Genomic DNA, 18501 nt, shown 5'->3' on the forward strand with positions numbered 1-18501 from the left:
GAAGGTTCGAGTCTATCAACCCTCGCGCAACACTGTCAGGGGGCTGGCATTCAACGCACGACGTGTACCAAACACACCGGCACCGCCAATCAGCACCGCACCGATCACCGGCAGCACCAGCAACCATGGATGCGGGTGCCACGGCAGGTCGAAGGCGTAGCGGTAAAGCACCAGACTCACCAGTTCCGAGCCCAGTGCCGCCAACAAACCGCTGACCGCGCCGAGCAAACCGAACTCGATCCGCCGGGCCTTCACCAGCAACTGCCGCTCGGCCCCCAGCGCGCGCAACAGGGCGCCTTGGCGAATGCGTTCATCGAGTGTCGCCTGCAGGCCGGAAAACAACACCGCCATCCCCGCCGCGAGTACAAACAACAGCACATATTCCACCGCCAGCGTGACTTGGGCGAGGATGCTGCGCAGCTGTTCCAGCAAGGCTTCGACTTGCAAAATCGTCACCGCCGGGAAGCTGCGCGAGAGGTCGACAATCTGCTGATCGTGACCGGCCGCCAGATAGAAACTGGTCAGGTAAGTCGCCGGCAAATCTTTCAAGGTGCCGGGCTGGAAGATCATGAAGAAGTTCGGTTGGAAGTTGTCCCAGTTGATCTCTCGCAAGCTGGTGACCTTCGCTTCACGATTGACCCCGCCCACGGTAAACACCAGTTGATCGCCCAGCTTGAGCTTCAGGCTTTCGGCCACTTTGCCTTCAACCGACACACCGGGAACCTCGTCCGGTGTCTGCTCGGTCCACCAGTTGCCCGCCGTGAGTTTGTTGCCCGCCGGCAAGTCTGCCGCCCAAGTCAGGCTCAGGTCGCGCTGGATCGCCCGATCACCCGCCGAATCCTTGCTGACGATGTCCTGCACCGGTTCGCCATTGATGCTGATCAGTCGACCCGGCACCACCGGGTAAAGTGGCGCCGACTGCGCCGACAGTTGAATCAGGCGATCCGTAAAAGCCTGTTTGTCCGCCGGCAGAATGTTCAGCGCAAAATAGTTCGGTGCGTTTTTCGGCAATTGGTTCTGCCAAGTGTCCAGCAACTCGCCTCTGAGCAATGCGATCAGCGCCATGGACAGCAGAATCAGGCCGAAGGCCAAGGCTTGCCCCGCTGCGGCCAGTGGATGGCGCAGCAGTTGGCCCAGACCGAGGCGCCAGGGCAGCGAAGCACGGGCCAGCAGCCGGCGCAGGCTTTTGAGCAGCAGCAAGAGCAAGCCACCGAGCACCAGCGCGGCGATTACGCCGCCGCCGAGCAGGGCGAAGGTCAGCACCAGGTCGAGGCTCAGGCGCCACATGATCAGGCCGAGGGCACCCAGGGCGGCGCCATAGACCATCCAGGTGCTGGACGGAATTGGCAGCATGTCTCGGCGCAACACGCGCAGTGGTGGCACGCGACCGAGCGCGACCAGCGGTGGCAGGGCGAATCCGGCCAGTGCCACCAGCCCGGTGCCGATCCCGGCAATGGCCGGCAGCAGACCACCCGGAGGCACGTCAGTCGGCAGCAAATCATGCAGCAAGGCGAACAGCCCCAACTGAGCCAGCCAGCCGAGGAGGGCGCCACTGAGGCTGGCGAGCAGGCCGAGTACGGTCAGCTGAAAACTGAACAATGCCATGGTTTCCCGGCGTGACAGGCCCAGGCAACGGAGCAGGGCACTGGCATCGAATCGGCGCGTGGCAAAGCGCGTGGCCGACAGCGCTACCGCCACGCCGGACAACAGGACCGCCACCAGACTCGCCATGTTGAGGTATCGCTCGGCCTTGCCCAGCGCGCCGCCAATTTGTCGGTTGCCGTCGCGGGCATCCTGCAGGCGCTGGTTGGCCGCCAGGCCCGGCTTGACCAGTTGGCGATAGGTTTCCAGCGCCTCGGCTTTGCCGCGCCAGAGTTCGCGGTAGCTGACCCGGCTTCCGGGTTGCACCACACCGGTGGCGGCCAGGTCGCTGAGGTTGATCAGCACCCGTGGCGTGAGGCTATAGAAGTTGCCGGCCCGGTCGGGTTCGTAGGTCAGGACGCGTGCCAGTTTCAGGGTTTTCATGCCGACGTCGATGCTGTCGCCGATCTTCAGATCCAGCGCCGTCAGCAGTCGCGCCTCAACCCAGGCCTCGCCGGGTTTCGGGCCGCCGCCAGGTTCTTCCTGAGCAAAAGGCGCCGGGGCACTTTTCAGTTCGCCGCGCAGTGGGTAGACATCATCGGCCGCTTTGATGCTGGAGAGTTGTATGCCGTTATCGGTGGCGATGACGCTGGAGAATTCCACCACTTGAGCGTGTTCAAGCCCCAGCTCCGTACCGCTTTTGATCTGTTCGGGGCGTGCCGGTGAGCTGCCTTCGAGCAACAGGTCGGCGCCGAGAAATTCGGTGGCGCGCAACATCATGGCGCCGTTGAGGCGGGCGCCGAAGTAGCCGATGGCGGTACTCGCCGCGACGGCCACCAGCAGGGCGAAGAACAGCACGCGCAATTCACCGGCGCGGGCATCACGCAGCAGTTGACGGATGGCAAGACTGAACAGGCGCAACAGCGGCAGGCGTGCCATCAAGGCTCCAGTGGGGCGACCAGCAGGCCGGCTTCAAGGCGGATCAGGCGCCGGCAGCGATGTGCCAGGCGTTCGTCGTGGGTCACCAGTACCAGTGTCGTGCCGCGTTCCTGATTGAGTTCGAATAACAGGTCGCTGATGCGTTCACCGGTATGGCTGTCGAGGTTGCCGGTGGGTTCATCGGCGAACAGCACATCGGGCTCGGCGGCAAACGCACGGGCAATCGCTACACGCTGCTGTTCGCCACCGGATAGCTGGCGGGGGGAGTGGGTCAGGCGCTGGCCCAGGCCGACCCGTTGCAGCAACTCGGTAGCCCGCTCGCGGGCATCTTTGCGGCCATCGAGTTCCAGCGGCAACATGACGTTTTCCAGGGCGTTGAGGCTGTCGAGCAACTGAAAGGACTGGAATACAAAACCGACATGCTCGGCCCGAATGCGTGCGCGTTGATCTTCATCGAGGGTGCTCAGCCCTTGCCCGGCCAGCGTGACTTCGCCGCTGCTGGGCAGGTCGAGCCCGGCGAGCAGGCCGAGGAGGGTGGATTTGCCGGAACCGGAGGCGCCGACGATGGCCAGGCTGTCGCCCTTGTTCAGTTCCAGGTTGAGTTCGTGCAGGATAGTCAGTTCACCTTCCGCGCTGGGAACCACTTTGCTGAGGTTCTTCGCGGTGAGAATGCTTGCGCCCATGGAGAATCCGATGCGTGTGTGGTTTTTGAGTGCTGGCCTGGCCTTGATGTGCATGGCCCAGAACGCAGCGGCGGGTACTGTCCTGATCGTTGGCGATAGTATCAGCGCGGGTTTCGGACTGGATACCCGGTTAGGGTGGGTCTCGCTGCTCGAGCAACGGCTCAAACACGAAGGCTTCGACGATAAAGTGGTCAACGCCTCCATCAGTGGCGACACCAGTGCCGGAGGCCAGGCGCGCCTGCCTGCGCTGCTTGCAGAGCATAAGCCGGCGCTTGTCATCCTCGAGTTGGGCGGCAATGACGGACTGCGTGGAATGCCCCCGGCTAATTTGCAACAAAACCTTGCGTCGATGATCGACAGCTCCCGCGACAACGGCGCCAAGGTCCTGCTGTTGGGCATGCAACTGCCTCCTAATTACGGCGTGCGCTACACCGAAGCCTTTGCCAAGGTCTACAGCACGCTGGCCACCGAGAAAAACATCGCGCTGGTGCCGTTTTTCCTCGACGGCGTCGGCGGTCATCCGGACTTGATGCAGGCTGACGGCATACACCCGGCGGCCGGGGCTCAGGACAAGTTGCTGGATAATGTCTGGCCTACGCTAAAACCGCTGTTATGACCCTTTTCTAGGCGCAGGCTTTCGGCTAAGGTGGCGCCCCCGATTTGGAGCCCCCGATGCCGCGTCCTGCCTGGTCACTTTTTGCCTACCAACTGATCGAGCCTGACGAACAGCTGGATCTGTTCGCCTGCCAGGAAGTGCGGGTGCATCTGGTAACCCGTCAACTGGAGCTGGGCGGCTCGGCGGACCGAACCTTGTGCGGCAGCCTGTTGCCTGCACAGCCACGCTGGTCGAGTGTGGACCGTCGAGTATTCCAGGACCAGCGCCTGTGCTCGCTGTGCCGGGCGATCCTTGAATCGCAAAAGCGCGGCACCTCGCCGATCTGGCCAGAGCTGCGTTTTGAGCTCTGACGCATAAAAGATAGCGTGCTATCGGCCAACTCCCCGAAATTCCAGACGGCGGTGTACAATCCCGTTTTTTATACCCTTGTCGATCATGCGAAGGACTTTCCGGATGTTGCCGCGTTTTCCTGCCGTCACCCGCTGCCTGTCTCTTGCCGCCCTTTGTATGGCCGGTCCAGCTGCAGCATTGGAGTTTCCCCTGCCACCGCCCGGTGAAGACATCATCGGCCAGGTGCAGGTGATCAAGGCCAAGTACGAAGATACCTTTGCTGACCTTGGCACCGCTTACGACCTGGGCTACACGGAAATGATCGCGGCCAACCCGGGTGTCGATGCATGGTTGCCGGGCGCCGGTACTGAAGTCATTCTGCCGACCCGTTTCATCCTGCCACCGGGCCCGCGCGAAGGCATCGTGATCAACCTGGCTGAGTACCGCCTCTACTACTACCCCAAAGGCCAGAACGTGGTGTACACCTTCCCGCTGGGGATTGGTCGTGAGGGGTGGGGCTCGCCAATCGCCCATACCACCATCACCGCGAAAACGCCTAACCCGACCTGGACCCCTCCAGCGTCGATCAAGGCCGAGCACGCCGCCGATGGTGATCCGCTGCCGAATGTCGTGCCAGCAGGCCCGGATAACCCTCTGGGGCCGTTCAAGTTCAGCCTGGGCACTCCGGGCTACCTGATTCATGGCTCGAACAAGAAATTCGGCATTGGCATGCGCACCAGCCACGGCTGCTTCCGCATGTTCAACAATAACGTGCTGGAAATGGCGAAAATGGTGCCGGTCGGCACGTCGGTACGAATCATCAACGATCCGTACAAATTTGGCGTAAGTGGCGGCAAGGTGTATCTCGAAGCGCACACACCGCTGGATGACAAGGGCAACCCGTCGGTGGTCGACAAGCACACCGCGGTGATCAACGCGATGCTCAAGCGTGAAGACATCACTAACAACCTGCGCATGAACTGGGATGTGGTGCGTGACGTGGTCGCCGCTGAAGATGGCCTGCCGGTGGAAATCGCGGTGCCGAATGGCTCCGCGCCGATGGTGTCGAATACACCGCTCGATCCGTTGCAGTAAGGCTTGAAAACAACCCGCCGACGCACACCGCGTCGGCGGGTTTTTTATTGCCGGTAGGAAACACCAGGCAATAAAAAAGCCGACCCAAAAAATGGGTCGGCTTGATAACAATCCCGAGGGATTATTACTTGCGGCTAGCTTTGTCCAGCATGCGCAGAGCACGCTCGTTAGCTTCGTCAGCAGTCTGTTGTGCTTTTTGAGCAGCAGCCAGAGCTTCATCAGCTTTACGGTAAGCTTCGTCTGCACGAGCCTGGGAGCGAGCAGCTGCGTCTTCAGTAGCGGTCAGACGTGCTTCGGTTTCTTTCGATGCGCTGCTGCAACCGGTAGCCAGAACTGCGGCCAGAGCCAGAGCAGAGAATTTCAGAACGTTGTTCATCGTGTTCCCCTTCAAGGACTTTCTATTAAGTTAGCTGTCTCCTCAGAGTGAGGAAATAGCCGGCGTACATACTACTCATTACTACTCGTAAGTAAACTGACGTAAAGCAAGAAGCAAAAAAAATTGTAGGCGTTGATTCTTTTTCGAGCAACTTTTAACTGCATTGTCTAAAAAATATCCAGCTGCGAGGCCCGAGATGAGCGAGCCGCTCAAAAAAAGTTCCGCGCACTCACAGGGCTTTTTTTCGGTCTTGGCTAAAGTCTGGCTAGATGAGTTCGTCCATACTTCTGTTCGAATTTTGCGCAGAGGCTCTCATAATCTTTATCCATCTAGAGGTGACTTTAAGAGAGCGGATTCGTCTTATGTCTCAATATCCGGCAATGTTCAGGCTGCCGACCCGCTAAGACCGTCGGTCGAGCCGTCCCTGCGTACCCCCGGAGCAGCACCCGCTGGCTGAGCATGATGACGAGCGCACCTTGAGCATTTTCGCCAATGGTGCCTACTATTTGATACGTGCTCGGTTGCGCGAGATCGGTGCAGTTCTTCTCGGTGTCCATTGGCACGGGGTGGCGTAGATGTTCCTTCGCCGGAAAAACATCGGTAAGGTAGGGGTCAGAATTCAGACCCGCGAGGAGTAGTGATGAGCGAGGCGTTGTCCATCCACCATGACCAGGCTGGTCATCAGTTCGAGACCAATGTGGACGGTCATCGTGCCTACCTGACCTATATGGATCTGGGAAAACAGACCCTGGATATCTATCGCACCTTCGTGCCCAACGCGTTGCGTGGTCGCGGCATCGCTGCGGCATTGACCGAGAAGGCGTTGGAGTACGCTGATGAAATGGGTTACACCGTCATTCCATCGTGCTCCTACGTTGAGCGCTATATGGAGCGTCACCAGCGGCACGCCGCCAAGCTGTGACCCCAACGAACACATAAAAAAACGCCAGGTTTAAGCCTGGCGTTTTTGTGTGCGCTAAACGCTGATCAGGTGCGATCGCGTTTGGGCAGCACGTCCTTGAGCTTGGCATGCATGCTGCGCAAGGTGTTTTCGGTGGCGGACCAATCGATGCAGGCATCGGTGATCGACACGCCGTATTGCAGGTCGGCGAGGTCTTTCGGGATAGCCTGGCAGCCCCAGTTCAGGTGGCTCTCGACCATCAGGCCGATGATCGACTGGTTGCCTTCGAGAATCTGGTTGGCAACGTTCTCCATCACCAGCGGTTGCAGCGCCGGGTCCTTGTTGGAGTTGGCGTGGCTGCAATCGACCATGATGTTCGGCTTGATCTTCGCCTTGTTCAGCGCTTGCTCGCAGAGCGCGACGCTGACCGAATCATAGTTCGGCTTGCCGTTGCCACCGCGCAGTACCACGTGGCCGTAAGCGTTGCCCTTGGTGGTGACGATCGACACGCCACCCTCCTGGTTGATGCCCAGGAAGCGGTGCGGGCTGGAAACCGATTGCAGGGCGTTGATCGCCACGGTCAGGCCGCCGTCGGTGCCGTTCTTGAAGCCGACAGCCGAGGACAGGCCGGAAGCCATTTCGCGGTGAGTCTGGGATTCGGTGGTACGCGCGCCGATGGCCGACCAACTGATCAGGTCCTGCAGATACTGCGGGGAGATCGGGTCGAGGGCTTCGGTCGCGGTCGGCAGGCCCATTTCGGCCAGGTCCAGCAGCAACTGGCGACCGATGTGCAAGCCATCCTGAATCTTGAACGAGTCGTCCAGGTACGGGTCGTTGATCAAGCCTTTCCAGCCGACAGTGGTGCGTGGCTTTTCGAAATACACGCGCATGACCAGATACAGGGTATCGGACACTTCTGCCGCGAGTGCCTTCAGGCGCTCGGCGTATTCGTGGGCAGCCTTGATGTCGTGGATCGAGCAAGGCCCGATGACGACGAACAGGCGGTGGTCGGTGCCATCCAGGATATTGCGAATGACTTCGCGACCCTTGGTGACGGTGCGCAGGGCGGCGTCGCTCAGGGGGATGTCACGCTTGAGCTGGTCAGGAGTGATCAGCGTCTCGTTGGAGGCGACGTTTAGGTCGTTGATCGGTAAATCAGCCATCGTTTACTCGTCAGGTCACGGGTGCCGGCCGCCAGCGAACCCGCGCGGCGGAGCACAGCAAATTAAGCGCGTCGGGGACCCGAACCTTAGCGCGTTAGGCGCCTGCTCGACAATGGGCACACACCTGTTTAATCCAGCACAGCCTGTGCAAATGCCTTGCGCACGGTGTCGTGAGAGAACTCGTCGGCATGTGCCTGGACCCATTCAAGGGCCAGCGCCTGAATACCCTGCAAGTCGTCATGTGCGTCATGCAGGCGGCAATAGCGTTCGATCTGGCACACTTGCTCGCCCATTCGGGCACTGAACATCATCTGCTCGTCGACAAAGGCAATGCCCACCAGGTAGCCGCGTTTGCGCCGCAGGCACCAGGCCACATAGCCCAGGTAGCGCAAGTCGGGGTTCAGGGTCGGCATGCGCACTTCCAGCGCCGTGCCGTGGCGCCAGGCCCTGTGATAATTGCAAGCCATGCCCCCGAGGCTGATAGTGTGCAAGCGCTGTCGCGAGATGCACTCATGTGTGAGCAACGTTAATTCGACGGGCACATCATCAGGATGAGGAATAAAACGTCCCATGAACACGGACTCCCTGTGTCGGCCATCTGACATTCTTTCACCCAGTATAGTGGTCGAATTGGAACTGACCGATTTCGATGCCGACCAACGGCTGCTGGGAATGCCCGGTGTTTCCCTGGTGATTTTTACCAGTGTCGGCTGCGCCAGTTGCCGATTTGCCCGTGAGCAATTGCCAAGGCTCGATCTGGCAGTCGATCGACTGTGCTGGATCGATGCGGGGAACAATGGCGGGGTGGTCGAGCGTTATCAGGTTTTTCATTTGCCGGCGCTGTTTTTAGTGCGCGACGGTGAGTTCTTCGGGGCATTAAAATCGCGCCTGACCGGTACCGAACTCAATGAAGCGGTCGGACGGGCGCTGATGAAAACAGCAGAGGAGTTGCCATGATGGGGGCAGTGACCAGGCCGACAATCGGTGTGATCGGGACCGGCGCAATCGGCGGGTTCTACGGGATGATGCTGGCGCGTGCCGGCTTCGATGTGCACTTTTTGCTGCGCAGTGAATTTTCAGCAGTGGCCGAGCGCGGGTTGCGACTCGACAGCGCGGCGCATGGCGCGCTGACGTTGAACCCGGTTCAGGCCTATTCATCCGCGGAAGACATGCCCGCCTGCGACTGGTTGCTGGTCGGCGCCAAAACCACCAGCAATGCCGACCTGGCCCCCGCCATCATTCAGGCGGCTGCTGCGAACGCCAAAGTGCTGGTCTTGCAGAATGGCCTGGACGTCGAAGACAGCCTGCGAGAGTTGCTTCCTGACTCGTTGCACCTGCTCGGCGGGCTGTGTTTTATCTGTGTCCATCGCACCGGTCCCGGGGAAATTACCCATCAGGCGCTCGGCGCGGTCAACATCGGCTATCACAGTGGTCCTGCGGCCGATGAAGTGGAGCGCGTGGCGATTGTAGAAGAGGGCGCCAGACTGTTCCGCAGCGCTGGCATCGATTCCCAGGCCATGCCGAACCTGCAGCAGGCACGTTGGCAAAAACTGGTCTGGAATGTTCCGTACAACGGTTTGTCGGTTCTGTTGGGGGCCAGCACCACGCCATTGATGGCCGATGCTGACAGCCGGGAATTGATCAAGGCATTGATGGCCGAAGTGGTGCAGGGCGCAATCGCCTGTGGTCACGACATTCCGGCCGGTTACGCTGACCATCTGTTCATGGTGACCGAAAAAATGCCGGACTATTGGCCGAGCATGTACCACGATTTCCTGCACAAGCGACCGCTGGAACTGGCGGCGATTTACGCGCGCCCCTTGGCTGCGGCCAAAGCGGCAGGGTGCGAATTGCCGCTGATCGAAGCCTTGTATCGCAGTTTGAGTTTTATCGATCGACGAAATACCTGAGTCGATCAATCCGGGGGGAAGGGCATGGCCAAGACTATCGACGACAAACTGGTGCTGGCGATTTCTTCGCGGGCACTGTTCGACCTGAGCGAAAGCCACAAGGTGTATCTGTCGAGCGGTGTCGAGGCCTACCGGCAATACCAGATCGAGCACGAGGACGAAATCCTTGAGCCTGGTGATGCCTTCCCGCTGGTGCAGAAACTCCTGAACCTCAATACCCTTCTTGGTCGCGCCCGGGTCGAGGTGATCCTGGTGTCGCGCAACAGCGCCGACACCGGGTTGCGGGTGTTTAACTCGATTCATCACTACGGGCTGGCAATTTCCCGCGCGGCGTTTGTCGGCGGGCGCAGTCCCTATCCGTATCTCAAGGCCTTTGGTTGTGACCTGTTTCTGTCGACGCACGCCGAAGACGTGCGTAGCGCACTGGAGGCCGGTTTCGCCGCGGCGACCATTCTGTCGGGCGGTGCCAGCCGCGCGGCCAGCGATGAATTGCGGATTGCCTTCGACGGCGATGCGGTGCTGTTTTCCGACGAGTCGGAGCGGGTCTACCAGTCGGGCGGCCTGGAAGCGTTTCAGGCCAGCGAGCGCGAAGCCGCCCGTGAGCCATTGCGCGGAGGGCCGTTCAAAGGCTTCCTGGCGGCCCTCAATCTGTTGCAGCGTGAGTTTCCAGACGACGACTGCCCGATCCGCACGGCGTTGGTCACGGCGCGTTCGGCGCCGGCCCACGAGCGCGTGATCCGCACGTTGCGCGAATGGGATATTCGCCTGGACGAATCACTGTTTCTCGGTGGCCTGACCAAATCGGCATTTCTCGAAGCGTTTGCCGCCGATGTGTTTTTCGACGATCAGGCTGGCCATTGCGAATTGGCCCGCGAAGTCGTCGCCACCGGTCACGTACCGCACGGCGTAAGCAACGAGCAAAAGGTTTAAGCCTACCGTTCAACGCGTTACGCAGAGCGTCGTACTCGCCAAGGCACTGCTAAGCTGAATCAAATCTCCGCCATGTTGGCTTGCGAGGAGATCCTATGATTCAGTCGATGCTGTATGCCACTGACCTTGGCCTATATGCACCGTTGGTGATGCAACATGCCTTGGCCCTGGCGCGGACATTCAATGCCGACTTGTATGTGGTCCACGCGGTTGAGCCCATGGGGCTGTTTGCCGAATCGGTGCTTCAAAGTTATCTCGATGAACAGGCCTTGAACGAGTTTCACAGTCAGGGCCTGAGTACCGTCATTGCCAATATCGAGCAGCGGGTGCTCGACAGTTTTCGCGAAGAGCTGGGGGATGAAGGGGAGCAGGATCTGGCGCGAATCCGCGCGGTGCGCGTACTTCAGGGGGATCCGTCGCAGGTGATTCTCGACCAGGCGCAGAAACTCTCTGTGGATTTGCTGATCGTAGGTAGTCATAGCCATGGTGCTGGCGCGGAAACGCCTTTGGGCAGGACCGCCGCGCGCGTGTTGCAGCTGGCGCGGGTGCCGGTCTATCTGGTGCCACTGGTAGAGCGTCGCCGCAAGGAAGATCGCTAGAACACAAATAGTGGCAATTTGACAAAAAAGTTCTAGATTTATTCTTCACGCCATTAATATAGTTATATACCGTCGCTGATGCCCGTGGCGTCTACCTGCTTTGAGGGATTCATATGAAGCTTCAACAATTGCGCTACATCTGGGAAGTGGCGCACCACGACCTCAACGTTTCCGCTACTGCCCAAAGCCTTTACACCTCGCAACCGGGTATCAGTAAACAGATCCGCCTGCTGGAAGACGAACTGGGCGTCGAGGTGTTCGCCCGCAGCGGCAAGCACCTGACCCGCGTCACCCCGGCTGGCGAACGCATCATCACCACCGCCGGCGAAATCCTGCGCAAGGTTGAAAGCATCAAGCAGATCGCCCAGGAATTCTCCAACGAGAAAAAGGGCACCCTGTCGATCGCCACCACTCACACCCAGGCACGTTATGCGTTGCCACCGGTGATCAGCACCTTCATCAAGCAATACCCGGACGTTGCCCTGCACATGCACCAGGGTTCGCCGATGCAGATCGCTGAAATGGCCGCTGACGGCACCGTGGATTTCGCTATTGCCACCGAAGCGCTGGAGTTGTTCGGCGACCTGGTGATGATGCCGTGCTACCGCTGGAACCGCTGCGTGGTCGTGCCACAAGGTCACCCATTGACCAAACTGTCGAAGCTGACCCTCGAAGCCTTGGCCGAATACCCGATCGTGACGTACGTGTTCGGTTTTACCGGCCGTTCGAAGCTCGACGAAGCCTTCAGCCATCGCGGCCTGACGCCGAAAGTGGTGTTCACTGCCGCCGACGCCGACGTGATCAAGACTTACGTTCGTTTGGGACTGGGCGTGGGCATCGTGGCGAAAATGGCGGTCGATGCCAAACTCGATAGCGATCTGGTCATGCTCGATGCGAGCGATTTGTTTGAATCGAGCATCACCAAAATCGGTTTCCGTCGTGGCACCTTCCTGCGTGGCTTCATGTGCGATTTCATCGAGAAGTTTGCCCCGCACCTGACCCGTGAAGTGATGGCTAAAGCCATTCAGTGCCACAACAAGCAGGAGCTGGAAGAACTGTTCGACGGCGTCGAACTGCCGGTCCACTGATCGTTTGTTCTAGACCACCTCGGTAACAGAAAACTGTTGCCGAGCGCCCGCCACCAGAATCTCCACTTCATCCCCTTCGAACTTGCCCAGCAGGTTTTTGCCCAGCGGCGAGCGGGGGGTGATGACGGTGATCAGTTGCCCCACCAGATCGACCTTCAGGCCGGCCGCATCGGGGGCCAGAAACAGCCATTGCTCACGACCGTTCTCGTCTTCCAGGCCGAGCAGTGCACCGACTTCGATGCCGCGCTGATCATCATAAGGACGCAGCATCAGATTTTGGCACAGCGCCAGTGACTGGCGGATTTCCTCCACCCGTTTGGCCTGCCCGGCTGCCAGATAGGACGCCTCCAGCCCCAGGGTGTCGTACTTGTTTTCGGCGATGTTTTCTTCGTGGGTCGCGGTTTCGTAGGCGGTTTGCGCGGCACGCTCTGCGATGTCGAGATCAATCCGCAGCTTGTCGAGAATCAATTGGTGGACGGTCTGTTTGTTCATGATCAGTCGCAGAATTGCAGGACATTGGCGCGGCTTTTTTCGCTCGGCGCGGTATGGTCCTGCTGCAACCAGAACTGGCATTTTGGATTGGACAGATTGCGGCTGCTGCTGCGGGCCTGATCCATGCGCACCTGCTGTTCGTTCTTGCGCAGGTTCTCTTCGTATTGCTCGAACAACGGGCTCTGCGGTGGAATATCCGGCCTTGGCTGTTCGACAATCGGCGGCTTGGCCAGTTGTTCCACGGCGGCGGCTACCGGTGCCAGTTGCTCTTTGAAAAACACCGCTGAGACGAGCCAGCAGGTCAGCGCGATGGCGATAAATCCCAGCCACATACCAAGGGCAATGCTGCCGGTCAATCGCAGGGCGTTAAGCTGGATCGGCAACGGGCGGCGCGGGTTGGGACGGTAGGGCATGGCTGCCTCCTGGCGGATGGTCGCGGGCGAGTGGCGATTGTCGCACGAAGATTAATCGCCGTCGGCTCTTCTGCACGAGGTAATTTATGCGGACAATCGGTGCCTTTGCCAACGGGAACCTGGAATGCCTGAACTGCCTCAAGTGAAAAACCGCCGGCGCTGGGATATTTTTTGCACCGTGGTCGACAACTTTGGCGACATCGGCGTGACTTGGCGCCTGGCTCGCCAACTGGTGGCCGACCACGGGCTGGAGGTGCGCTTGTGGGTCGATGACCTGCGCGCCTTCGAACGTCTGTGTCCCGAGATCGATAGCCATGTCGCGCAGCAATGGCAGGCCGGTGTCGAAGTGCGCCAATGGCCGACCGAGTGGCTGGCCACCGACGCGGCGGACGTGGTCATCGCCGCATTCGCCTGCCAATTGCCGAGCGCCTACATGGACGCCATGGCCGAGCGGGTAAAGCCGCCGCTGTGGATGAACCTCGATTATCTGAGCGCCGAGGACTGGGTGATCGGCTGCCACGGTTTGCCGTCGGTCAAATACAAAACGGTGCAGAAGTACTTCTTCTTCCCGGGATTCCGGCCGGGCACCGGCGGTCTGCTGCGTGAAAGTGGATTGCTTGAGCGTCGCCGGCAGTTTCAGCAAAGTCCCGAGACTCAACGCGAATTCCTTCAAGGGTTGGGCATTGATCGTGCGCCGAACGCGCAATTGATCTCGCTGTTTGCCTATGAGAATGCCGGGTTGTCGAGTTGGCTGGATGTACTGGCCGCCGATTCGTCGCCCACACATTTGCTGGTGCCCGAGGGGCGGATTCTCGGCGATGTCGAACGCTGGCTCGGCGTTGAAGGATTGGCCGCGGGGGCGCTTCATGTTCGCGACGGATTGACCGTCCAGGTGCTGCCGTTCGTCCGACAGGATCAATATGATCACCTGCTCTGGTGCTGCGATTTCAACGCCGTGCGCGGTGAAGACTCCTTCGTTCGCGCTCAATGGGCGGGTCGGCCGATGCTCTGGCACATCTATCAGCAGGAGGAAGACATCCACCTGGACAAGCTCGATGCGTTCCTCGCGTTGTACACAAAAGGCCTGTCCGAGCCCGCCAGCCAGGCGATAAACGGTCTTTGGCACGCCTGGAATGCCGGTCATGATATGTCCGACCACTGGCGCACAGCCCGCAAACACTGGCCAGAGCTGCAAAAACACGCCGAGGCGTGGTGTCTGGAACAAGCCTTGCAGGCCGATCTTGCCGCGGCGCTGGTACAGTTTTATGTAAATTGGATATGATACGCGGCCTAGATTTTTGTAAATCCCATCCAAATTCGGATATTCGCAATGAAAACTGGTAAAGAACTGAAACCCGGTACCGTGATCCGTCTCGAAAACGATCCTTGGCTGGTTCAGAAAGCTGAATTCACCAAATCCGGTCGTAACAGCGCGATCATGAAGACCAAGCTGAAAAACCTGCTGACCGGTTACAAGACCGAGATCGTTTACAGCGCTGACGACAAACTGGACGACGTAATCCTCGACCGCAAAGAAGCGACCCTGTCCTTCATCAGCGGCGACACCTACACGTTCATGGACACCACTGACTACACCATGTACGAGCTGAACGCTGAAGACATCGAAGCCGTTCTGCCTTTCGTTGAAGAAGGCATGACCGATGTTTGCGAAGCGATCTTCTTCGAAGAGCGTCTGGTTTCCGTAGAACTGCCGACCACTATCGTGCGTCAGGTTGACTACACCGAAGGTTCCGCTCGCGGTGACACTTCCGGCAAGGTCATGAAGCCTGCCAAACTGAAGAACGGTACCGAGCTGTCGGTTGCTGACTTCATCGAAATCGGCGACATGATCGAGATCGATACCCGCGAAGGCGGTTCCTACAAAGGCCGTGCTAAATAAGCACTGCTTAAGGAATGAAAAAGCCCGACCTCTGAGTCGGGCTTTTTTGTGGGCGCAATTTCGAATTCAACGTTGCACCCCTGTAGGAGCGGTGTTACTTCTTCAGGTGTTCTTTGAGCTCTTGCGACGCTTGCAGCATCGCCGAACGCACCGCAGGCACCTGGCTCACCACGTTGAGCAAACCGTAGTCGTGGATCATGCCGTTGTAGCGAACCGACGTCACTGCCACCCCTGCCTCATCAAGCTTGCGAGCATAGGCTTCACCCTCGTCGCGCAGCACGTCAGCGCCCGCCGTCTGCACCAGTGCAGGTGGCAAGCCCTTCAGTTGGGCGGTGGTTGCCCGCAGCGGCGAGGCGTAGATCTCGTTACGCTGGTCGGCGTCGGTGGTGTAGTTGTCCCAGAACCACTTCATCATGTTTTTGGTGAGGAAGTGCCCCTCGGCGAACTGGTTGTATGACGCCGTTTCGAAGTTCGCATCCGTTACCGGCCACAGCAGCACCTGGAACTTGATCGCCGGTGTGCCCTTGTCCTTGGCCATCAGTGCAACCACGGCCGCCATGTTGCCACCGACGCTGTTGCCGGCCACGGCCAGACGTTTGCTGTCGACATTGATCTCTTTGCCGTGCTCGGCCACCCATTGGGTCGCCGCATACGCCTGGTTGATCGCCACCGGGTAATGCGCTTCTGGCGACGGGGTGTAATTGACGAACACCGCCACTGCCCCCGAGCCCGTTACCAGATCACGCACCAATCGTTCGTGGGTCGGGAAGTCGCCCAACACCCAGCCACCACCATGGAAGAACATGAACACGGGCAGCTCGCCCTTGACCCCGGCCGGCCGGACGATGGTCAGGCGCAGCGGTTGGCCATCGACTTGAATGGTCTTCTCGCTGACATCCGCTTTAGGCAGTGTCAGTTTCACCGAGGCTTGCGCACCCGTCAGCACGGCACGGGCGTCCTTCGGGGTGAGTTGCTCCATCGGTTTGCCGGTGCCGGCATTCAGTACGTCGAGGAAGGCCTGGGTGTTGTGTTCAACACCGTCGCCTGCAAACGCGTTGCCGATGGACAGGGCGAGAAGGGTGCCGGTCAAGACTTTGCTGAAAGCGTTCATGTTCGTTTCCTGTTCGGACTTTGGGATCAGCGGTTAGACGGTGACGTGCAGGCGCACATCGACGTTGCCACGGGTGGCGTTGGAATACGGGCAGACCTGGTGGGCAGCGTCGACCAGGGATTGCGCGTCGGCTTGTTCAAGGCCCGGCAAGCTGATGTGCAGGTCGATGTCCAGACCGAAGCCGCCAGGGATTTGGCCGATGCCGACATGGGCGGTGATCGAGGCGTCGTTCGGGATGGTGCGCTTGGTCTGGCTGGCAACGAATTTCAGCGCGCCGATGAAGCAGGCGGAGTAACCGGCAGCGAACAGTTGCTCAGGGTTGGTCGCTGCGCCGCCCGCACCGCCGAGTTCTTTCGGGGTAGCGAGTTTGACGTCGAGGATGTTGTCGCTGGAAACGGCACGACCATCACGGCCGCCAGTGGAGGTTGCGATTGCGGTGTAGAGAGTTTGCATGGTGTGAGCCTCATTCGGGTTTGATGTTTTGCGCTAAATGTTTGCGCGCTAAGTAAGTGCGAGATGAATGTATCGCGCAAGTATTTTGCGCGCAAGATAAATTTTTGAAAAAGTTTTGGTCGGGATTTGGGCGGATGATACGGAGGGCCGAGTTAGAGCGGTCGAGGCGAGATTTTCAGGACTGAAAATTTTTTGAGGAAGGGCTGAACGAGGTTGAAAGCACACAACAAAACCAATGTAGGAGTGAGCCTGCTCGCGATAGCGGTGCATCAATCGACATCAATGTTCGAATGTCACACCGCTATCGCGAGCAGGCTCACTCCTACAGGGATTCAGGTGGTAGAGGGATCAGAGGCTGTTCTGCAAATTGTCGCGCAGCACTTGCAGCTCCGCTTGCAGTTTGTTCAGTCGCTCCACGGTCATCCCGCTGGCGCCGAGGATGCACTGCGGAATGCTGCGTGCCTTTTCCCGCAAGGCGCGACCTTGTTCAGTGAGTTCGACGATCACCACCCGTTCGTCTTCGCGGCTGCGGGTGCGGCTGAGCAGGCCTTCGACCTCCAGGCGTTTGAGCAACGGCGTCAGCGAACCGGGATCGGTCAGCAGGCGCGTGCTGATTTCACCCACGGTCAAACCATCGCGTTCCCACAGCACCATCATCGCCAGGTATTGCGGATAGGTCAGGCCCAGCGCTTGCAACAGCGGTTTATAGACCTTGGTCATCAGTAGCGAAGTCGAGTGCAGGGCGAAACACGCCTGATTATCCAGCAGCAGTTGTTCGCAGTTATCCGGGGTGTCGCGTTCGGTGGTCATCTCAAAAGCCTTGATCGGTAATCCTCATGAATCTAGCGGGCGAATCTTTAATGCGCCATATAATTTTCGACTAGTGGCGATCCAGCGTGTTTTGCAGTGCCAGGTCCCACGGCGGGATCGGGCTGAAGCGAGTCTTGAGGTATTCCAGCAACAACCGGCTGCGCGAGTTGGGCTGTTGCGCCAATCGCAAGGCATAGATGCCGGCGCTCTCCGGTTTGGGCAGACCGTTTTCGCAGAACAGCGGCAGCAATTCACCGCGCAGCAGGTATTCACTGGCCAGCCAGGTCGGCAGGTGGGCGATGCCCAGCCCGGCCAATGCGCCACAGACCAGCGCTTCGGCATTGTTGGCGCTCATGCGGATCCGCGTCGGGCGATGCAAATGCATTTGCCCGTCACGTTCGAAGCGCCACGCGAAGGGCGGGGCGAGTCCATCCCAATCGAGGCCTTCGTGATCGACTAACTGTGCGGGCTCGGTTGGCACACCGCGGCGTTGCAGATAGTCCGGGCTGGCGCAGGCAATGCGCACCAGGCTCGCCAGTGGCGTGGCCACCAGTCGGGTGTCGGCCATCTGTCCGGCGCGCAATACCAGATCGACCTTGCCCAGGTTCAAGCCTTGCATGTCGACGAAGCTGTCGATCAGGTGCAGTTGTACGTCGAGGCCGGGGTACAGCATCAGGAAATCGGCAATCACCGGGGCCAGATGCCGTCGCCCGAATGCCGCGGGCGCATCGATTCTGATCAAGCCTTCCGGCGCGCTGCTCAGGGACACCGCTTCGGCCCGTGCCAGCCGAAGCTCGGCGACGATTCGTCGGGCGCGCTCGGCAAAGGCCAGGCCCGCCGGGGTCGCCATCACGGCGTGAGTGCTGCGGGTGAACAACTGGCTGCCGACGGCCTTTTCCAGACTATCAATGCGCCGCGCCACGGCCGATGGGGTCAGGGGATGGCGGCGGGAGGCCGCGGAGAAGCTTCCGGATTCCAGCACATCCAGAAACAGCCCAAGCTGTTCGGTCAATTGATTAGGGTTCATGGTGATCACGGCTATGCGAAGTTGGCACAGCCATTGTGCGGTGCTGTGCGTTTCCGCGCCATCGCGGACTGCGTAGCATGAACA

At 59.5% G+C, this 18501-nt stretch carries 22 protein-coding genes; 11 read left to right on the forward strand and 11 right to left on the reverse strand.

Features of this window, described 5'->3' with window-relative positions:
• Positions 1–15: 15 nt before the first annotated feature.
• Both D882_RS0124635 and D882_RS0124640 read right to left on the reverse strand, forming a co-directional pair.
• Positions 16–2520 carry an ABC transporter permease gene (locus D882_RS0124635; protein WP_027925700.1) on the reverse strand — a complete coding sequence of 835 codons (2505 nt, stop codon included), beginning with the start codon at positions 2518–2520 and terminating at the stop codon, positions 16–18.
• Positions 2520–3203 carry an ABC transporter ATP-binding protein gene (locus D882_RS0124640; RefSeq protein WP_027925701.1) on the reverse strand — a complete coding sequence of 228 codons (684 nt, stop codon included), beginning with the start codon at positions 3201–3203 and terminating at the stop codon, positions 2520–2522. The genes D882_RS0124635 and D882_RS0124640 overlap by 1 nt, the downstream gene beginning before the upstream one ends.
• A 10-nt stretch (positions 3204–3213) precedes the next feature.
• Between D882_RS0124640 and D882_RS0124645 the strand changes: the two genes are divergently transcribed.
• The 3 genes from D882_RS0124645 (at position 3214) to D882_RS0124655 (ending at position 5244) form a co-directional block, all read left to right on the forward strand.
• On the forward strand, positions 3214–3819 hold the full coding sequence (locus tag D882_RS0124645; protein ID WP_027925702.1) for an arylesterase: 606 nt from the start codon (positions 3214–3216) through the stop codon (positions 3817–3819).
• Between the two features lie 56 nt (positions 3820–3875).
• Entirely contained in the window at positions 3876–4169 is a 294-nt protein-coding gene (locus tag D882_RS0124650; RefSeq protein WP_003226812.1) for a hypothetical protein, read from the forward strand.
• A 103-nt stretch (positions 4170–4272) separates the two neighbouring features.
• Positions 4273–5244: a L,D-transpeptidase family protein gene (locus D882_RS0124655; protein WP_027925703.1), complete on the forward strand. Its 972-nt coding sequence runs from the start codon at positions 4273–4275 to the stop codon at positions 5242–5244.
• 124 nt (positions 5245–5368) lie between these two features.
• Here D882_RS0124655 and oprI read toward each other — a convergent pair whose 3' ends face one another.
• On the reverse strand, positions 5369–5620 hold the full coding sequence (gene oprI, locus D882_RS0124660; protein ID WP_003199355.1) for an outer membrane lipoprotei OprI: 252 nt from the start codon (positions 5618–5620) through the stop codon (positions 5369–5371).
• Positions 5621–6260: 640 nt separating this feature from the next.
• On the opposite strand from oprI, the gene D882_RS0124670 reads away from it, so the two are divergent.
• A complete protein-coding gene (locus tag D882_RS0124670) occupies positions 6261–6542 on the forward strand; it encodes a GNAT family N-acetyltransferase (RefSeq protein ID WP_027925705.1) in 282 nt (93 codons plus the stop codon).
• A 65-nt stretch (positions 6543–6607) separates the two neighbouring features.
• On the opposite strand, the gene D882_RS0124675 is transcribed toward D882_RS0124670, so the two are convergent.
• On the reverse strand, positions 6608–7684 hold the full coding sequence (locus tag D882_RS0124675; RefSeq protein ID WP_027925706.1) for a 3-deoxy-7-phosphoheptulonate synthase: 1077 nt from the start codon (positions 7682–7684) through the stop codon (positions 6608–6610).
• A 128-nt stretch (positions 7685–7812) separates the two neighbouring features.
• The gene (locus tag D882_RS0124680) at positions 7813–8256 is read right to left on the reverse strand and encodes a PilZ domain-containing protein (RefSeq protein ID WP_027925707.1); all 444 of its coding nucleotides are present in this window, start codon (positions 8254–8256) and stop codon (positions 7813–7815) included.
• On the opposite strand from D882_RS0124680, the gene D882_RS0124685 reads away from it, so the two are divergent.
• The 5 genes from D882_RS0124685 to cysB all read left to right on the forward strand — a co-directional run bounded on the left by D882_RS0124685 (position 8255) and on the right by cysB (position 12211).
• On the forward strand, positions 8255–8641 hold the full coding sequence (locus D882_RS0124685) for a co-chaperone YbbN (protein ID WP_027925708.1): 387 nt from the start codon (positions 8255–8257) through the stop codon (positions 8639–8641). The genes D882_RS0124680 and D882_RS0124685 overlap by 2 nt on opposite strands.
• Positions 8638–9594: a putative 2-dehydropantoate 2-reductase gene (locus tag D882_RS0124690; protein ID WP_027925709.1), complete on the forward strand. Its 957-nt coding sequence runs from the start codon at positions 8638–8640 to the stop codon at positions 9592–9594. Before D882_RS0124685 ends, D882_RS0124690 begins: the two co-directional genes overlap by 4 nt.
• A gap of 24 nt (positions 9595–9618) precedes the next feature.
• Entirely contained in the window at positions 9619–10524 is a 906-nt protein-coding gene (locus D882_RS0124695; RefSeq protein WP_027925710.1) for a 5'-nucleotidase, read from the forward strand.
• A 95-nt stretch (positions 10525–10619) separates the two neighbouring features.
• On the forward strand, positions 10620–11123 hold the full coding sequence (locus tag D882_RS0124700; protein WP_027925711.1) for a universal stress protein: 504 nt from the start codon (positions 10620–10622) through the stop codon (positions 11121–11123).
• Positions 11124–11236: 113 nt separating this feature from the next.
• On the forward strand, positions 11237–12211 hold the full coding sequence (gene cysB, locus D882_RS0124705; protein ID WP_027925712.1) for an HTH-type transcriptional regulator CysB: 975 nt from the start codon (positions 11237–11239) through the stop codon (positions 12209–12211).
• A 9-nt stretch (positions 12212–12220) separates the two neighbouring features.
• Here cysB and D882_RS0124710 read toward each other — a convergent pair whose 3' ends face one another.
• Positions 12221–12703 carry a GreA/GreB family elongation factor gene (locus D882_RS0124710; protein ID WP_027925713.1) on the reverse strand — a complete coding sequence of 161 codons (483 nt, stop codon included), beginning with the start codon at positions 12701–12703 and terminating at the stop codon, positions 12221–12223.
• Positions 12704–12705: 2 nt separating this feature from the next.
• Positions 12706–13116 carry a hypothetical protein gene (locus D882_RS0124715; RefSeq protein WP_027925714.1) on the reverse strand — a complete coding sequence of 137 codons (411 nt, stop codon included), beginning with the start codon at positions 13114–13116 and terminating at the stop codon, positions 12706–12708.
• Between the two features lie 124 nt (positions 13117–13240).
• Between D882_RS0124715 and earP the strand changes: the two genes are divergently transcribed.
• Positions 13241–14398: an elongation factor P maturation arginine rhamnosyltransferase EarP gene (gene earP / locus D882_RS0124720; RefSeq protein WP_027925715.1), complete on the forward strand. Its 1158-nt coding sequence runs from the start codon at positions 13241–13243 to the stop codon at positions 14396–14398.
• A gap of 48 nt (positions 14399–14446) precedes the next feature.
• Positions 14447–15016 (forward strand): elongation factor P, encoded by a 570-nt coding sequence (locus D882_RS0124725; RefSeq protein WP_007943632.1) that lies wholly within the window; start codon positions 14447–14449, stop codon positions 15014–15016.
• Between the two features lie 94 nt (positions 15017–15110).
• On the opposite strand, the gene D882_RS0124730 is transcribed toward D882_RS0124725, so the two are convergent.
• The 4 genes from D882_RS0124730 to D882_RS0124745 form a co-directional block, all read right to left on the reverse strand.
• On the reverse strand, positions 15111–16127 hold the full coding sequence (locus tag D882_RS0124730; RefSeq protein WP_027925716.1) for an alpha/beta hydrolase: 1017 nt from the start codon (positions 16125–16127) through the stop codon (positions 15111–15113).
• Between the two features lie 33 nt (positions 16128–16160).
• Positions 16161–16580 carry an organic hydroperoxide resistance protein gene (locus D882_RS0124735; RefSeq protein ID WP_027925717.1) on the reverse strand — a complete coding sequence of 140 codons (420 nt, stop codon included), beginning with the start codon at positions 16578–16580 and terminating at the stop codon, positions 16161–16163.
• 348 nt (positions 16581–16928) lie between these two features.
• Positions 16929–17390, reverse strand: a complete 462-nt coding sequence (locus D882_RS0124740) for a MarR family winged helix-turn-helix transcriptional regulator (RefSeq protein ID WP_027925718.1) — start codon at positions 17388–17390, stop codon at positions 16929–16931.
• A gap of 70 nt (positions 17391–17460) precedes the next feature.
• A complete protein-coding gene (locus D882_RS0124745; protein ID WP_027925719.1) occupies positions 17461–18417 on the reverse strand; it encodes a LysR family transcriptional regulator in 957 nt (318 codons plus the stop codon).
• Positions 18418–18501 lie beyond the last annotated feature (84 nt).

The sequence above is a fragment of the Pseudomonas sp. URMO17WK12:I12 genome, from assembly GCF_000514395.1.
Classification (GTDB): Bacteria; Pseudomonadota; Gammaproteobacteria; order Pseudomonadales; family Pseudomonadaceae; genus Aquipseudomonas; species Aquipseudomonas mucoides.

Coding starts and splice junctions, on each gene's coding strand:
- D882_RS0124635 (WP_027925700.1), bottom strand. CDS start 2,520: ATGGCACGCCTGCCGCTGTTGCGCCTGTTCAGTCTTGCCATCCGTCAA.
- D882_RS0124640 (WP_027925701.1), bottom strand. CDS start 3,203: ATGGGCGCAAGCATTCTCACCGCGAAGAACCTCAGCAAAGTGGTTCCC.
- D882_RS0124645 (WP_027925702.1), top strand. CDS start 3,214: ATGCGTGTGTGGTTTTTGAGTGCTGGCCTGGCCTTGATGTGCATGGCC.
- D882_RS0124650 (WP_003226812.1), top strand. CDS start 3,876: ATGCCGCGTCCTGCCTGGTCACTTTTTGCCTACCAACTGATCGAGCCT.
- D882_RS0124655 (WP_027925703.1), top strand. CDS start 4,273: ATGTTGCCGCGTTTTCCTGCCGTCACCCGCTGCCTGTCTCTTGCCGCC.
- oprI (WP_003199355.1), bottom strand. CDS start 5,620: ATGAACAACGTTCTGAAATTCTCTGCTCTGGCTCTGGCCGCAGTTCTG.
- D882_RS0124670 (WP_027925705.1), top strand. CDS start 6,261: ATGAGCGAGGCGTTGTCCATCCACCATGACCAGGCTGGTCATCAGTTC.
- D882_RS0124675 (WP_027925706.1), bottom strand. CDS start 7,684: ATGGCTGATTTACCGATCAACGACCTAAACGTCGCCTCCAACGAGACG.
- D882_RS0124685 (WP_027925708.1), top strand. CDS start 8,255: ATGAACACGGACTCCCTGTGTCGGCCATCTGACATTCTTTCACCCAGT.
- D882_RS0124680 (WP_027925707.1), bottom strand. CDS start 8,256: ATGGGACGTTTTATTCCTCATCCTGATGATGTGCCCGTCGAATTAACG.
- D882_RS0124690 (WP_027925709.1), top strand. CDS start 8,638: ATGATGGGGGCAGTGACCAGGCCGACAATCGGTGTGATCGGGACCGGC.
- D882_RS0124695 (WP_027925710.1), top strand. CDS start 9,619: ATGGCCAAGACTATCGACGACAAACTGGTGCTGGCGATTTCTTCGCGG.
- D882_RS0124700 (WP_027925711.1), top strand. CDS start 10,620: ATGATTCAGTCGATGCTGTATGCCACTGACCTTGGCCTATATGCACCG.
- cysB (WP_027925712.1), top strand. CDS start 11,237: ATGAAGCTTCAACAATTGCGCTACATCTGGGAAGTGGCGCACCACGAC.
- D882_RS0124710 (WP_027925713.1), bottom strand. CDS start 12,703: ATGAACAAACAGACCGTCCACCAATTGATTCTCGACAAGCTGCGGATT.
- D882_RS0124715 (WP_027925714.1), bottom strand. CDS start 13,116: ATGCCCTACCGTCCCAACCCGCGCCGCCCGTTGCCGATCCAGCTTAAC.
- earP (WP_027925715.1), top strand. CDS start 13,241: ATGCCTGAACTGCCTCAAGTGAAAAACCGCCGGCGCTGGGATATTTTT.
- D882_RS0124725 (WP_007943632.1), top strand. CDS start 14,447: ATGAAAACTGGTAAAGAACTGAAACCCGGTACCGTGATCCGTCTCGAA.
- D882_RS0124730 (WP_027925716.1), bottom strand. CDS start 16,127: ATGAACGCTTTCAGCAAAGTCTTGACCGGCACCCTTCTCGCCCTGTCC.
- D882_RS0124735 (WP_027925717.1), bottom strand. CDS start 16,580: ATGCAAACTCTCTACACCGCAATCGCAACCTCCACTGGCGGCCGTGAT.
- D882_RS0124740 (WP_027925718.1), bottom strand. CDS start 17,390: ATGACCACCGAACGCGACACCCCGGATAACTGCGAACAACTGCTGCTG.
- D882_RS0124745 (WP_027925719.1), bottom strand. CDS start 18,417: ATGAACCCTAATCAATTGACCGAACAGCTTGGGCTGTTTCTGGATGTG.